This window comes from Blastococcus sp. HT6-4, assembly GCF_039679125.1.
Lineage (GTDB): Bacteria > Actinomycetota > Actinomycetes > Mycobacteriales > Geodermatophilaceae > Blastococcus > Blastococcus montanus.
Genome location: NZ_CP155551.1, coordinates 3,231,517 through 3,245,985, shown reverse-complemented (window position 1 = coordinate 3,245,985; position 14,469 = coordinate 3,231,517). Strand labels below are relative to the sequence as shown.

At 71.0% G+C, this 14,469-nt stretch carries 14 protein-coding genes; 10 read left to right on the top strand and 4 right to left on the bottom strand.

The genetic code is table 11. The annotated features are described in order from the left end of the window. The first annotated feature begins 230 nt into the window (after positions 1-230). Positions 231-806 carry a hypothetical protein gene (locus ABDB74_RS15430; protein WP_346619645.1) on the top strand — a complete coding sequence of 192 codons (576 nt, stop codon included), beginning with the start codon at positions 231-233 and terminating at the stop codon, positions 804-806. Positions 807-974: 168 nt separating this feature from the next. On the opposite strand, the gene ABDB74_RS15425 is transcribed toward ABDB74_RS15430, so the two are convergent. Further along, a complete protein-coding gene (locus tag ABDB74_RS15425) occupies positions 975-2,852 on the bottom strand; it encodes a hypothetical protein (protein WP_346619644.1) in 1,878 nt (625 codons plus the stop codon). A gap of 590 nt (positions 2,853-3,442) precedes the next feature. On the opposite strand from ABDB74_RS15425, the gene ABDB74_RS15420 reads away from it, so the two are divergent. From ABDB74_RS15420 to ABDB74_RS15410, 3 genes are all read left to right on the top strand, one after another. Then, a complete protein-coding gene (locus ABDB74_RS15420) occupies positions 3,443-4,432 on the top strand; it encodes a hypothetical protein (protein ID WP_346619643.1) in 990 nt (329 codons plus the stop codon). A 147-nt stretch (positions 4,433-4,579) separates the two neighbouring features. Beyond that, positions 4,580-5,458 (top strand): PIN domain-containing protein, encoded by an 879-nt coding sequence (locus tag ABDB74_RS15415; protein WP_346619642.1) that lies wholly within the window; start codon positions 4,580-4,582, stop codon positions 5,456-5,458. A 310-nt stretch (positions 5,459-5,768) separates the two neighbouring features. Then, positions 5,769-6,533, top strand: coding sequence for a hypothetical protein (locus tag ABDB74_RS15410; RefSeq protein ID WP_346619641.1), 765 nt, complete (start codon positions 5,769-5,771; stop codon positions 6,531-6,533). A 105-nt stretch (positions 6,534-6,638) separates the two neighbouring features. Here the strand turns inward: ABDB74_RS15410 and ABDB74_RS15405 are convergent, their stop codons facing one another. Beyond that, positions 6,639-7,553, bottom strand: coding sequence for a hypothetical protein (locus ABDB74_RS15405; protein ID WP_346619640.1), 915 nt, complete (start codon positions 7,551-7,553; stop codon positions 6,639-6,641). 837 nt (positions 7,554-8,390) lie between these two features. Next, positions 8,391-9,206, bottom strand: coding sequence for a hypothetical protein (locus ABDB74_RS15400; RefSeq protein ID WP_346619639.1), 816 nt, complete (start codon positions 9,204-9,206; stop codon positions 8,391-8,393). A gap of 374 nt (positions 9,207-9,580) precedes the next feature. Here ABDB74_RS15400 and ABDB74_RS15395 point away from each other — a divergent pair, with 374 nt between their 5' ends. From ABDB74_RS15395 to ABDB74_RS15380, 4 genes are all read left to right on the top strand, one after another. After that, a complete protein-coding gene (locus tag ABDB74_RS15395; protein WP_346619638.1) occupies positions 9,581-9,778 on the top strand; it encodes a hypothetical protein in 198 nt (65 codons plus the stop codon). A 143-nt stretch (positions 9,779-9,921) separates the two neighbouring features. Beyond that, positions 9,922-10,521, top strand: a complete 600-nt coding sequence (locus tag ABDB74_RS15390; protein ID WP_346619637.1) for a hypothetical protein — start codon at positions 9,922-9,924, stop codon at positions 10,519-10,521. A gap of 127 nt (positions 10,522-10,648) precedes the next feature. Continuing rightward, complete coding sequence (locus ABDB74_RS15385; protein ID WP_346619636.1) at positions 10,649-10,984, top strand: MucR family transcriptional regulator; 336 nt, start codon at positions 10,649-10,651, stop codon at positions 10,982-10,984. 141 nt (positions 10,985-11,125) lie between these two features. Further along, complete coding sequence (locus ABDB74_RS15380; protein ID WP_346619635.1) at positions 11,126-11,335, top strand: hypothetical protein; 210 nt, start codon at positions 11,126-11,128, stop codon at positions 11,333-11,335. 104 nt (positions 11,336-11,439) lie between these two features. Here ABDB74_RS15380 and ABDB74_RS15375 read toward each other — a convergent pair whose 3' ends face one another. Further along, positions 11,440-11,886, bottom strand: coding sequence for a hypothetical protein (locus ABDB74_RS15375; RefSeq protein ID WP_346619634.1), 447 nt, complete (start codon positions 11,884-11,886; stop codon positions 11,440-11,442). 515 nt (positions 11,887-12,401) lie between these two features. On the opposite strand from ABDB74_RS15375, the gene ABDB74_RS15370 reads away from it, so the two are divergent. Both ABDB74_RS15370 and ABDB74_RS15365 read left to right on the top strand, forming a co-directional pair. Next, positions 12,402-13,820, top strand: a complete 1,419-nt coding sequence (locus ABDB74_RS15370) for a hypothetical protein (protein ID WP_346619633.1) — start codon at positions 12,402-12,404, stop codon at positions 13,818-13,820. Continuing rightward, a complete protein-coding gene (locus ABDB74_RS15365) occupies positions 13,817-14,356 on the top strand; it encodes a hypothetical protein (protein WP_346619632.1) in 540 nt (179 codons plus the stop codon). The genes ABDB74_RS15370 and ABDB74_RS15365 overlap by 4 nt, the downstream gene beginning before the upstream one ends. The last annotated feature ends 113 nt before the right edge of the window (positions 14,357-14,469 follow it).

Sequence of the window (14,469 nt, the reverse complement as noted above, 5' to 3'; positions counted from 1 at the left end):
GTTGCGGCTGATCGAGCGCCCACGCTCCCATTCCTTGAGGCGTCTCAGCGGCCACGGCAGTGACGACTGGATTCTCGCCGAGTACATCAGGTCACTCCGTAGGTCACGAGATTCGGTCACGGTTTCGGACGGTGCGGTTCTGTCCGAACGCCGCCGATGACAGAAGGCGGGGCCGCAGGGCGGCTGGCTCCCTTACGTCAGGCCGCCGCGCAAGGCAGGGGTTGGGGCTAATGACTGAGTCGGTTTCTGCGATTGCCGCAGTGCTGGCGCTTGGTGTGGCGGCAATCGTGTACTGGGGACAGCGATACCAGTCGCACATGGAGATCGCCCGGTTGCTGCATCTCGACTTGACCAGCGGTGAGGTGGCGATGGCGCGGGAGCTGCTGGGCACGCTGCGCTACGGCAACGAGGCGGCTCGAGCGCAGATCGATCCCGCGGCGTCGTTGACCGCGTACTTCACCCTCCTGTGGTGCTTTGAGCGGATTCGCGCGGGCCGTGTGTGCTTGTTGAGTGGGCTGGGCCGGCTCGGCAGGCCGCGTGCGGTGCGGTATCTGGACGATTTGCTGCAGTGGCACTTGGTCGAATGGCAGGCCGGGCTACCCATCGTGCGGCAGCGGATCGGGGAGCGGATCGGGTCGCCCGTCGACGACGGGCAGTCCGCTCTCGCCTTCGAGCGGCTGCTGATCGAGCACGGCAGCGGGCGCGTGCAGCGCGGAAGTCGTTCCGCTGGGCGGCCCCGCGAATCCGCTCGTCCACGGCTGGAGAACGACTGTGTTCAGCCTGCGGGCCGCGTCGAGCTGCTTTGAGCAGTGGTCGCGCAGATTCAGAGCGTCGGTCGGCAGTTCGGTGTAGCAAGTCCCCGGAATGGCCGCGTGGCGGCCGGGGGAGCCGGTGCCTGACCTGTGGTGGGACGCCGAAGCGGAGGGCCAGGGCCGGCCCCCAGCAGATGGGGGCCGGCCTGGAACTGCAGGCGGTCAGAACGGGACGTCGGTGGTGAAGTCGCTGTGCTCGGGTCCGCCGAGTTCCCGGAGCGTGTCCCAGGGGATCTCCCAGTACGCGATCGGGTTGCTGGTCCCCGTGGCGTGTCTGTCGCGCTTCTTGCCGATCATGTGGACGCCGGTCCAGCCCTTGAGCTCCTGGGTGAAGTCGTGGTCGTCGGGCAGCGGTGTTCCGATGGCTTGCGTATGCCGGCGTAGGCAGCTGAGCACCTTCATCGCATTGACCGCCAGCCCGGTGGGTGCGAGGCGGTACTCGGAGCCGTCCCGAGGGGTATGCGGCCCGTCTCCGGTCGACAGCACCGCCAGCCATTGCAGCACCCCGAGAGCACCGGTGACGGTCTGGCGGGACACGAGCTCGTCGGCGAGGAGCGCGATGCCGCGGGCGGCGAACTCCTCGGCGAGCTCGAGAACGACTGGCGCTGCTGTGGGTGCGGCGACCGTGCAGAACTCGGCGTAGGCGTAGAGGCCGGCGAGGACGACCTCGAAGTTGGATCGCTGCCGTGAGCCCAGCTTGAGGTCGCCGCCGGCGAGCCGCTCTCGGGCTCGCCGCAGGGGGCTGCTCAGGTCCGTTCCGGCGGCGAAGGTGAACCAGGCGGCGGCGACCGGTGCCATCCGTTGGTCGGCTGTCGCGAGCTTCAGCCCGTTGAAGCCATCCTGGATCCGGCGTTGGACCTCGGTGGGGTAGGTCTTGAGCCGCTGCCACGGCACGACGACGAGTCGGTCGAGGACGGCCTGGTCCTGTGGCGGGGAGCCCTCGGAGTTGAAGGCGACGGTGGGGCAGAGCGGCACGAGGCGTTGGCGGAACATCGGTCCGGCGTTGCGGCCCCCGACTTCGACGGCCTGCCCGTTGTAGGCGATCTTCAGCATCCGCGGCAGGTCCTGCTTCACAGGCGGCGGTAGGTAGGCGAGCTTCACTTCGTCGCGCATCTGGGGCACGTCGATCGTGGCGCTGAGGCAGTCGCGGAGTTGTGTGGTCGTAGCGAATGATCCGGCGAGGTTGAACGGATCGACCCCGAAGGGTGTGAGGATCCGGGAGCCGCGCTCGGTCTTGCCGCTCTCGGGCGGGCCGGCATTCCAGAGCAGCGGGTGCCCGCCGATCAGGTCTGACTTGATCGACACGGACGCGAAGCAGGTGGCCGCACCCCACCCGAGCAGTGCCGCGGTCTGGACGGTGCTCGGGCTGGGGTCGGCCGCGAGGGCCGCCTGCAGGTGCCCGGTGATCGGCTGGTCGAGGTTCGCGCCCCGGACTGGGGACGCGCTGACTCGGCTGGCGTTGGTGTTGGGCCTCTCGGGCAGGTAGCTGGGTTCGGGAACAGGTCCGGCTGCGCCGAGCGTGACGTCGGGCAGGGCGAAGAAGGTCTGCCCGGCGTGCCGGATTCGGCCCAGCGTTTCGACGGTGACGACGGTCGGGGCCCAGCGGGGGCTGTTGATGAGCGCTCCGAGCTGGGTCAGTACGCCACCTTCGGTGGTTGTTCCGCCCGGCCAGGTCGCGATGGGGCCAGCGGCGGCGAACGCCTGCCGTAGGTCGGCGAGGTCGGCGAGGGCGGTGCCGTGGACCCGTAGCTGCTTGCTGTTCCGGCCGTCGTCGGTCGTCACCGAGTAGAGGTCGAGCGGGGCGCCGTCGACGTCGAGGTGCCGGCGGTGCTGCACGTCGGTGATCTCGAAGGGAGCGAGCAGTTCGCGCCTGGACTCTCCGTCCTTGCTCCGGAACCGCCAGAACATCGCTCTACCGGTGCACTTCGCGCCGTGGGCGGTGTAGGTCCGCTCCGCGACGCTGATGTTGGCGGTCAGCTTGGTGGTGTGCCGGTTGGTTGCGCGCTCGGCGCTGCGCGGCACATTCTTGGTCGTTGCCACAGGGAGTCCTTGCTCCTACCGCCGCGCGGGGCTGCGCGGCGCCGGTGAGTCCCGGGCCGCGGTTGCGGCCCGGGGCGCCGCCGGTCGGCAGCGCGGAGCAATCGGTGTCGAGGCTCCGGAGATGCGCAATGAGGTCCCGGGCCCGTCGCGGCCGGCCCAGTCGACCGTCACCGCCGACAGCGCAGCGTGCAGGTCCCAAATGCCTACGTGCCGGCGCACCGGGAGCCGGCCGGCGTCGAACGTGCAGCCGGTACCGGCGGCCTCGGCGCCGCCACCCAGGACGCCGCCCGCGCCAGCTGCTCGACCGGCGGCGTGTGCGGCCGCGCGCCGGCGTGCGGGCGGTCCGAGGGCGCTCAGGCAGCGTCCAGGAGTAGTAGACGTTGGTCACCACCCTCGTCACCTCACCGACGCGATGACGGCTACAGTTCCAGGGGATACGAAGGCGGCTGGCGCCCGGGACGGCCGTCGCGGGCCCGAAGCGTCTCGCGTCCGACAGACGCCTGCCAGAATGCGCCGTGGCGCCATCCACGGGGGTTCGGCGCATTGCTGGGGAGCCAATCCGAATGCGTCTGCGACTGTCTGTCATAGCGATGTCCGCTGCCGTCCTCACAGCCGGCTGCAGCACTGATTCCGGTTCCGACCCGGGTTCCGGTTCCGCCGAGCCGGCCGCTTCGGATTCCCCGGCGCCGGCCGAGCCGAGCGCGGACACCTCTCTGCAGGATGCCCTGAGCGTTGCAGGCGTCAACGACGCTCTTGTGGCTGACCTCGGCAGGGTTGCTGGCGCCAGTGGCTACGGGTTGCAGCCCGACATGCCACTGACCGGCGATGACGCGATCCGCTTCGCCGTCGTGCAGCTGGACACGTGCAGGGAACTTGCCTCTGGGTTCCGCACCCTCGAGGAGGTCGTCGCCCGGGACGTCGCGGACGGCGCGTCCCGCGCGGACGCACAGGCCATGGCGGACTTCCTCAGCAGCACGTACTGCCCCGCCGTCAGGTCTCCAGAGGACAGCGCACTCCCGGGTCCGGGTGCTGGCTCGGCGACGCCGCCCGCTGATGGCACCCGCGGGTTGATGAGCCCCGTGGACTACCTGGACGCGACCCTGCCCGCCGGTTCCCTCACCGAGTGCGCGGCGGCGACCGGTGAACCCTACGGCGAGCCCCGCGCGTACACGCTGCCCGGCGGGCAGCTGGTGTGCGGCTCAGTGAACGACACGTGGGACCGGCACTTGATCGGATTCGACGTCGTCTTCCCTCAGCCCGTTCCGGTGGACCAGGCGCTTCCGGCCATCGAGGCGCTCCTCCCGGATGACATCGGGCAGCCGGACACCCGCCCCGGCGAGAACCCGTCATGGAGCCCGATCCGGGGCAGCTGCCTGAGCGTCGCCTGGTCCTCGCCGACCATTGGTGCCGCCGTCGCCCGGCTCAGCACGAACTTCGACGACGAGAACGCGGCCAGCGCAGTCCTGTACTCCGATCGTCAGACCGATGAGGGAGCCAGCGCGCCGTTCGACGGCACGGTGCGCATGGCGTCAGTGGGCTTCGGGAGCCATACCGAGATTGAGTCCAGCATCAACTGCTGACCACTGAGGCCCGACTACAGGCGAGCTGACACGTGACCCGGCGGGCCCTCGTTGGCCAGGTCCGCGGACGTTGTGCAGCAGCCTGCAGCACAACGATCGTCGGGGTGTCGGCGGCGGCCCGAGCGCCCAGTCGCCGAGTATCGGAGCATGTCCAGCTCGCACACCGCACCGGTGGCGTACGCCGATGGGCTGATGGGCGAACTCGACGCCACCGAGAGGGCCTACCTGGCGGTACTCGAGACGTCGGCGATTGAGCGCTACGACCCTGTGCCGGGCGTTATCGGACTCCCTCCCTGGGCCTGGGCGGCCAGCGAGGCGCCGCTGGAGGCGGCACGGATGAGGCTGCTGGCGCAGGTGCGGGACTTCCGGCCCCGCTTCCAGCTGCTGTTCCGCTATCCGACGCCCGAGGTGGCGCAGCGGCACACCGACGCCTTCGAACTGCTGGAAGGCTGGCTCGTGCGCGCCGGCGGGGACCTCAGCGCTCCGGGCAGCATCGACTCCGCCGTCGTGCAGCTCCGAGCTGCGGTGCAGGTGCTGCGCGACTCCCGCCGGCTTCTGCCCGCAGACGTTCTGGCGGTGCGCGTCGTCGCCGACACCAACGCCCTCATCGACTGCCCCGACCTGACCGCCTATGCCGGGCAGCTGGGGAAGCGGTACCGAGTGCACCTGCTGCCGGTGGTGCTCGGCGAGTTGGACGACCTCAAGCGGTCTGGCCGCACACCCGAGATGCGCGAAGCCGCACGCTCCGCCGTCCGGCGCCTCAAGGCTCTCCGCCAGAGTGGCGACGTGCGGTCCGGCGTTCGAGTCGCTGGCGACATCTCCGCGGTCTTCGAGCACGTCGAGCCCCGCGGCGAGAAGCTGCCCGGCTGGCTGGACCTGAACGTGCCCGACGACCGCCTCGTGGCCTCGGCTCTGCTGCTGCAGAGCGCACACCCCGGCTCGGCGGTGTTCGTAGCCACCGGCGACCTGAACCTTCAGACCAAGTTGACCGCCGTGCGGCTGCCGTTCGTCGAACTGCCGGACTGACCAGCTGCCGCGGCCGCTGACGAGCCGCTGCGGCGGACGCGCAGTCGGCAACGCGCGTCCGCTCTGACCGGACGCAACTTCTCATCGGTGTTCCACGGTGTTCCGTAGTTCCGGTGAATCAGTGACCGCTACGGTTCGTCCGGCTCTCTTGCCCGAGGTTTGTGTAGGGGCCGGCACACCGGAACATTCCGGAACATGCTGACCGGGCCGAAGGGCGCCGCGTTGTCGCTTGCGGCGCCGACTCCGCTCAGCCTGGTACCTGCTCAACCGGGTGACTGACGGGGGCGGTGCAGTCCGCACGGTGGAGGGCATGACGAACAATCCCGGGTCGCCGGCCACGATCGTGGCGCGAGCGCAGAACCCGCCGCTGATCATGTCGGTCCAGACCGCACGCCTGCTGGCGTCGGTGGCCGACGTCGTTCCCACGCTGCTGCTCGACGCCGCTGGCGCCGTCCTCGAAGCTGTTAGCGATCAGGTTTGGGCCGAGGTGCTGGCTCATCCCGGCCGACGGGGGAACGGGGCGCTGCGTGCGCGGGCCAATGCTGATCTGGCTCTGTGCGGGGGGCTGCGTGATGAGCTCGGCTGGCGCCTACCGGGGCATCCGTGCCGTGTAGACGAGGTCACCGACATGGAGGAACTGCCGCCCCTGGGTCCGCAGCAATGGGCCGTGGTGGCGGCGAATCGGCGTTCCTGGGCTGGGACAGTCGGGGAGCTGTTCATGGTGGCTCAGGCGACAGTTCTGGACGAGCCGCCGATCGACGTGGCGCCGTGGGCGCGGTGGTGCCGCCGTCGGCGGTGGGCCGGGGTGCTGGGGGAGGTTCGCAGGGACCTTCAGTTCGAGGTGTGGGCGGAGGACTCCAGGATGCGGGAGGCGGCCGCCGCGCTGGACCAGGCGGAGAAGAAGCGACAGTCTGCGGCGGCGGCCCGGGAGGCCGCGGAGAACCTGACGGCCACGTGCCGGATGTATGAGATGGTCGCCGCGCTCGACGACGAAGCGCTGGCCGTTTTCGAGGAGGCGGTGGACTCCGGCCCGTCCCTGGAGGAGGCGCTGCGCCTGGCGCGCGGCATCGAGTGAGCAGGCATCCCTCGATGGCCGGACGTCCTGGCGCCGTACCCGGGGGGCGTCGGGTGTGACCCGGCTATGCGGTCCTCGTGTGGACCCGGGATGAGGCCACGGTGCCTAGCCGCGTCGGCGGGACCGGCGCGACCGGCGCGACCTGCGGGGCGGGGGCACCGGCAGGTTGTTGCGTACACGCCAGGCGCGCACGGCTTCGGATCGGCTCATCCACGCCGGGTAGAACAACGAGGTACTGCGTCCGGACGGCCCTTGGATGTGCGTGTGCCGGACACGGGTCGGGCCCCGGGAGTCCCGCTCGCGGGTGGCGAGGTCTCGGCGGACCGTCGCGTGGGGGTCGCCATGGTTGTGGATTGGCACCCCACGCTTGAGTGCCACGGCGACGATCTCGGTCGTGAGCATGGGGCCGCCGGTGCGGACCAGCCGCAGCAGCTGTTCCCGGATCGGTCCGCCGGTGGGGGTGCCTTCGGCGCCGGCGGGCAGGATGCGGCCGGTGATGAGGTGGAGCAGTCGCTCGGTGAGCCACAGGCCGTAGGTGAGCTGGTGCCGGGTGAGACGGCTACCTGCGGTCGGGCAGCTCGAGACGGTGTTCAGCATGGTCCAGCGCAGCCATAGCTGACGGATCAGGAAGGTCTCGCACCAGCGGAGCAGTTCGGGGTCGAGGGGCCGTCCGGCGCGCCGGATGAGGATGGCGAGCCTTGGGTCGAGACGTTCCTGGCGGTTGCTCCACTGCTGCAGGGAGACGCCGGCGCGCAGCTCTTCGCGCAGGGCGGCGGACATGCCGACGTAGAAACCGCTGCCGGTGGGTGTGCGGAACTCCCACTTGTTGATCGGCGGTGCGAAGGTTTCACCCCACAACAGGTAGAGGTCGGCGTGGTAGGCGGCCGCGCGGAGCACCTTGACCGGTGTGGTGCCTGTCAGAGGGACGACCGTCACGGTGATGCCGCCGGGCAGACGGATGGTGCGGTGGCCTTGCCTCACAGTTCGCTTCCTTCCTGGTCCCGCGAGCGGGACCAGCACGATGTGTCGTGACCGCGCCGGGCGGCGGGCCGATCAAGATCGTGAGGGGAGTCGCCGACAGCGATAGATCATTGGGTCGCGCTGGCGGCGTGGAGCACTGCGGTGAGGGGTCTCCGAGGCTGCAGTCAGCCTGTGGCGACGTTCGACAAGCGATAGCCGGGTCTGCTCGGCAGCGGCGGCCAGTACTCCGAGGTAGGAACGGGTGGTGAGTGCAGCGGAGGAAACCGCGCAGGCCTTCGTCGATGTGTGGGCCGGCGAGGTGCGTCGGCTAGTCCCCGAGGTCCGGGCGGCGCGGCAGCGTCGCGACGACCTTGACCGGGCTTACGAGCGCGGCTGGAACTACGCCATCACCGAGCACGACGTCTACGAGCGGTGGCAGCGGCTGTGGGCCGCGCAGCATCACCTGGTGTGGGCGGCCCACCAGCTGGAGTGGTGGGTGCGCCGCGTAGCCCGGGAGCGCGGTGTGCCGGAACCGGAGCCCGACGCCGTCCTCGCGGATCTGCGCAACGCGTTGGAGCACCTCGACGAGGCCAAGCTCGACGACTTCACCGCCTCAGCGGGTGACCATCCGAGGCGTAATCGCTCCTTGCGGAACCTGCCGGGCGGACAGCTGTCCATCGGCACGACGGGGGACGCCCGGCGGCTGTTCGACCTCATCGACTCCGATGAGGTGGAGCAGCGGGCGCTGGCCATCACCACGACCACTGACCGCCTGGAGGAGGAGGGCGCAGCGTGGGCCGAGGAGCTGATGGCTCGCGGGGAGTGGCCACCGTGGCAGGACGGCGAGCCGCTGGGGACGATGACGCGCGGCGGTGACTGTCGGCAGCGGCCCGGCGGCTACTTCCCTCGGCTGCCCATCCGCAAGATGCCGAGTACGGCGATCGGGATCGGCGCCGCCATGTTGAAGGCCTCGGAGACGGGCTTGTCGGCGTCGTTGACCAGCCACGCCGCGAGGACGAACGTCGCCGCCAGCGCGATGAACATGGCGAGCGTTTCCCGGGCCGCCTTGTGTCCGTAGACGCGGCGGATCTGCCGGACGGTCAGCAGCCAGGCAGCCGTCGCGATGTCCTTGCCCGCTAGGGCGGCGGCGATGAAGGCGTCGAGGGTACCCCCGAGGTCGTCCCTGCGGAGGTCACCGTCGTCGTCCTCTGCGGCGGCCGGCCACTGGGCCGGCTCGGCTACCTGTTCGGAGTCGGCCAGCGCGCGGCCCGCCTCCTCGATGTGGGCGAGCAGGGCGGAGGGCACCGCGGAATCCAGGTGCCCGATGATGTCGGGGTACTGCTCGGCCATCACCCGGCTGGTGCCCCGGAGGGCGGGCACAGCGAGGAACTCCAGGATCCGGTCGTTCTCCTTGGCGCGGGCTCGGCTCGCAGTCTGGACGGCCGGCAGCTTGAGGTGCCTGACCGCGGCGTCGTACTGCGCCGCCGCCCAGCCGGCGGTTCTCAGCGCCGCCTCGACCCCCGCCGTCTGCCGCTCCTGCATCGCGACCAGCCGCCGGACGGGCTTCGCCTGTCGCTCGTAGGCGGCGAGCGCTCGGGGGGTCGGCTCCCGTTGGCGCTCATCGGCGGCCAGCATCCGCAGGGTCGGCTCGACGGACCGGCGGGCCAACTCCGCGAACGCGTCCGCCGGGCGCCGGTTCACCGATGGGTTCACGTCGGGTGCCCCGCTTCTTCATCGCGCATGGCACATCGGTCCTCGATGGTGGTGACCGCCGTCAGGCTTCGCGGTCGATTCCAGCACCCGCTGCTTCGGTGTCTCCACGCCAGGATCCCCGGCACACGTCCGGAGTCGCATTAGCGCAGGTCAGGCCGCGTATGTGCCAAGAGAAAGACCAACTGGTGAGTCCTTACGGGGAGAGCCGTTCTCGGCGCAGATTCCGGTGAGAGTGTCCCGGCCTGACCTGGGCTCTCCGGCGACGGACACTGTCGGCCTCGTCCGACGACGGACACTGTTGGGCCGATCGATTCCGCTCACGGACACATCGCTCCGCCGAGGGACACTCCCGGCGACGACCCGCTGACCCAGCAGTGGCTGCACTACCGGAACCCAGGAGCCTCACCGACGAGACCGCCGCCCGTCGGCTGCGGATCAGCCGGACGCGGCTGACCGACTTCGAACAGGGCCGGAGGTTCTTCGAGTGGGACCTTCCCTGGCGGATCAAGGCCCTTATCGACCCGGCTCCTGACCTGCCGGAGACCGGGACGCAGGTACCCACCCGTCGCTGACCCGACGCTTTCGCGCCGCACCCCGCCGACGTCGGCGCATCCGCTTCCCCGGCCGACATCGCTGCGGTACCGGCGCACTGCCTCCTCGCCCCTCCGGGGGAAGTTGGGGTGCCGCTGGCCTGCGAGGCGGCAGGATGGCGGTCATGGGGCGAGTCAGGCTCACCGCGGGCGGCGTCAGCCCCGGACAGGTGCGACTCAAGCCGTCCGGCGCGAGCGAGCGGCTACGCCGGCCAGAAGACGACATCAACTACACGACCCGCCCCGGTATGCGGTGCCGGGTCTGTGACCGGCGGGCGCCCGTGCCCGAGAGTGGCAAGCTCAAGCTGTGCGAGGTGTGCCTCCCGGACGGGCGGATCGTGGCCGACGTCGCCGCCGCGCTCAAGGCCGCCGGCCAGCCGCCGCTGAGCGCATCCGTGCCGGCCGGGGGCACCCTGCACAAGCTCCGAATCCGTGGTCTGCAGGCGAAGGCGCGACTCGACAGCCGCCGCCGGACCAGCACGGAGGTGACCCCCGCGGCGAAGCAGCCGAGAACGTCGACCGCCGCGCAGGGGCCGGGGGCGCGTGGCTCGCGCCGGCTGAGCGAAAAGGACAAGCGGTCCGGCGTCCCGCGTCTTCGGGCGCGTGTCCGCAGCATCGAGCGACGGCTGCGCGAGGACGTCCTGCGTCCACACGCCCGCGCCAAGCTCGAGGAAGAGTTGGGGGCGGCGCGACGGCTCCTGGCCCGCTGGGACGACACCCATTGAGCCTCGGCGGCGGTCACGTTCCCGCCCGTCGCGCCTCGATCCGCTTCACCGCTGAGGGCTCGCTCACCCCTCGCCCTAGCCCTGCATGTCGGACCCCGGCGGCATGATCATCGGCCGGAGGTGAGCAGTGCCCGCACACGCCGAGCCGCACATCCCGATCGGCCGCCTGGACGACGGCACGCCGGTGTACGGACCACCGGGCCGGCTGACCGCCGTCGACGGCCAGCGGCGCGTGCGCTGCCACATCTGCGGGGCACTGCTGGCGCACGTCTCCGCCGACCACCTGACCCGCCACGGGCTCACCCCGGGCAGCTACCGCCGCCGCTACGGGCTCCCGCCCGGCCCGTCGCTGACCGCCCCGGGCGTCGGGCACGCACCGCCAACGACGCCCACGCCGCCCAGCTGGCTTCCTCGGCGACGTGACCGGCTGCCTGCGCGACCGGCAGTCTCGCTGACCAGGTAGCGGCCGCGCTCGAGACGGTGGACGCCGGGAAGATGTCGACGTCGCCCCCGGTCCGCCGGTCCGTCGACGCAGCTCACCCGCGCGGAGGACGACATCCGGAAGGAGGGCGCATGTGGCGCTGTCCCCGGTGAAGATGCCGACGTGTCGACCTACGCAGTCCGCACTGCGCTGCCGTACCCCCAGCACCGCGAGCGCGCGGTTGCACTGCGCGCGCAGCTGCGGTACCTGCTGCCGCCGGGTGAGACGGCGGACTGGGCCACGTTCACCGTCTCCGGGCCGACCGAGGTGCCCGACGCCTGCGGGCACACTTGGTTCGAGTACGTCGCCGAGATAACGACTTTCGCCGGCTGAGGGCACCGGTCGGTGCCCTGAGAGTCAAGGAGGGCTGGCCTGTGGCGCACTGAGCGCGCCGTCGGGCGGTCGTTGTGGTCGTCCTGAAAGACTGTTGAACCCGGTCAGAAGAACTGCCGACCGCCGACGACGATGCGACCCAAGTCGGTCACTTGGGTTCCATCTGCGGACATCGACACCGAGCAGCTCCACTCCGAACGGATGAGCGCGCCGAATCCATTCTGGGAGTCGACGTAGCTGTACACCCGCACGTCGTGGTATCCGCTGGGGTCCGGCGTCTCGTAGCGAGCCGTGGGCGGATCAGGGAACACGGCAGTCAGCGGTGCCTTCAACAGCGGTGTCACGTCCTCCACGCACGCCTCGAACATGAGGGTTTCGGGGTCGGGCTGCTCGGCGGTGACGACCGCCGCCGCGGCGGTGTCGGCCTTGTCGGCGGCGCTCCCACCGCAGGCGGTGAGAACAGCAGCTGCGGCGCCGACGACGAGGACGAGCACGCTTTTCTTCACGTCGACATGCTCCGATGTTGCCGCGGCTGCCGTCGAGAGCGCCAACCCATTGTGGGTAGGCGGCTACATCACTCGCAGGGCCCGCAGGCAGTCGGCGCGTGGATGAGCGCGCCGATAGATCCGGCCGACCAGCAGCGCCGGCCGGCTGTTCTCACCCGACCCTGCGCAACAGGCTCCAGCATCGGGTCGCAGGATGTACTCGACGCAGCAGTCCGTGGCGATGGCCCGGAAGGTTAGATGCGCACCATCGAGGCCTGCGCCTGATACTGCACCGCGATTTCAACGATGGCCGGGTCGGTGACCTCCACGGCATGCGGAGCGCGAGCCCGTCGTCGCCCACTGCTACTTCCGCGATCATCCGATGTCCGGGGCCTAGCTCGCGGTGATGTACCAGGCCGTCGGGCGCTGCGCGCAGAACAGCTGCGCCCCTTCGCGCAGCTGCGGTACCGCTGCGGGTAGACAGCGGCAGAGTTGGGCGAGCTGTGCTGCGCGCTAGGGAGGATGGCTCATCGCGGTAGCTCCCCCTGGTCGGGTGGACGAGAGCGGGTCAGGATGTCCCGATGTCCGAGGACGACGTGACGCCGGCCACGGCACGGCAGATCATCCGGTCGTGGTTGCAGCGCCACGGCGCCGTCGAGGCCACACGGCTCGACGAAGCTGCCACCGGCCTCGAGCGCGAGCTCGGGCCGTGGCTGCGCCGGCATCCGTACGTGCCGCTGGCCGAGCGGTGGGCCACCGACGGACCGCAGTTCCAGATCATCCGAGCGGCCCGCGACGGGAACGGCCCGCGGACAGGTACGCCGACGTCCGTAGCGCCGCCGGCAGCCAGCACCCCGCCGGTCGTCGATGAGCTCACCGCGCCGCGGGAGGATCCGGATGCGGCCGAGTTGTCGGCCATCCGCCTGACACAGGCAGTGCTGGCCGCCCGAGACGCGCTGCCCGAGCACCGCATGGCGCTCCTGGCCGCGGCGGTGCGGCAGTGTCAGGCCGCCCGCGGCGCCCGCTGGACGACGCCCGCCGCCGCAGCTGCCGATCCGTTGGATCGGCACCGGGAGCCCCTCGTCCCGCTGCGCGGCACCGTGGAGGAGCTGCTGCGCGGCGGACCGAGGCTGGCACCGCTTGTCCTGTCCGCGGCGGTGACCTGTGCGGTGACCGGCAGCGAGTGCCGCCGCCTGGCGCGGGTATCCCCGGAGCTGTACGGCTGGGAGCGCTTCGCCGCCGCCGGGCTCACCGTCGTCGACGCGCTGACCGGTGAGGAATCCGACCCCGCGGACCTGCCACCAGGAGATGCGCCCGGGGAGGACCTGTCCGCGCTGAGCGAGCTCGTGGGTGGCGGGCCGGCGCGCATCTGCGTTCTTCTCGCGTGCCGGGTGCAGCCGCCGGCACCCCTGACGGCGTGGGCGCTGGAGGCCGCCGCGCGGGATTCCGCCAGCACCGAAGGATGGTGGCTGGAGCACAGGCTGCAGCAGCTCGGCGATGCGGAGGCTGCGCCGCTGGACCAGGCGGTCCCGGCGCTGGCCCTGGCGGGTGCGGCCTTCAACAGCCCGGCGCTGCAGGCGGCGGCGGTGGTGCTGACCCGGCACACGTCCTCGATAGCCACGCCGGACACCGCGGCGCTCGCCGCGGAGGTCGTGCGCTGCGCCGAGTTGGAGGCTCCGCGCCGGGGCAGCCGGGCGTGCGCACCGCTGGCGCGGGCGTTGCTGGACGGCATCGAGGCGGCCGATCCGCGAACCCGGTCCTGGGAGGAGCTCACCGCAAGCGCCGCCGGGGGCCGGTTTTCGCCACTAGCCGGCCGCGGGGACACGTACCCGACCATGCAGGCGGCCGCGCGGCTGTTCGACGACCCCATCTTCAGCCTCACGGTCACGATCTTCGAGAAGCGGTACCGGGCCGCGCTGCCGGAGGTCCCTCACCCGGCGGTGACCGGCTGGCTGCGTGACCGCTGGCAAGACGATGACGCGGGAGGGACGGTCGCGTGAGCGGCAGTACGCCGGTGTGGCAGGAAGAGCCCGAGGAGGAGGCCGCCCGCGTGCGGAGCGCGGTTGCGCTTGCCGAGTTCGCACTGACCGACCCCCGGGTGCACTCCGACCAGCGGAAGCGGCTGCTCAACGAGGCGATCTGGTTCGTCACCGAACGCGGCAGCGTGACCCGCAAGTACCTGCTGCGGTACCGCAGCGAGGCGGCGCTGGAGATCCAGGGGCGGATGAGCGCGACCGCCGCGGCGAAGCTGCTTCACCATGAGCACGTTCATCCGCGCAAGGAGCTCGTCGCCCGGCTGCTCGCGCCGGGCGCCGACGTCGCCGCCATCCTGACCGGCGCGGACGCCTGCGTGGTGACGCGCGCAGAGCACGAGCTGCTCACCGCCCAGCAGAACAAGTTCGGGTGGGCGCGGTACACCGCCGCGGGCATCACCGTCATCGACCTCGCCACCGGTGCGCCGTTGGACCTGCCTGGCAGAAGGCAGGAGGAGTGCACCGGAGCTGGTGCGGCGGCCGCCGGTCACCCCGCACCCTGACCCGTCCGCCGGGGCCGGAGCTTCAACGGATCCATCGGCTCGTCATCCCCGGACGATCGGCGTGGACCTACCGGGCAGGCCCTCTCGAGGTTCCTCGGCCAGCCGGGCCGTAC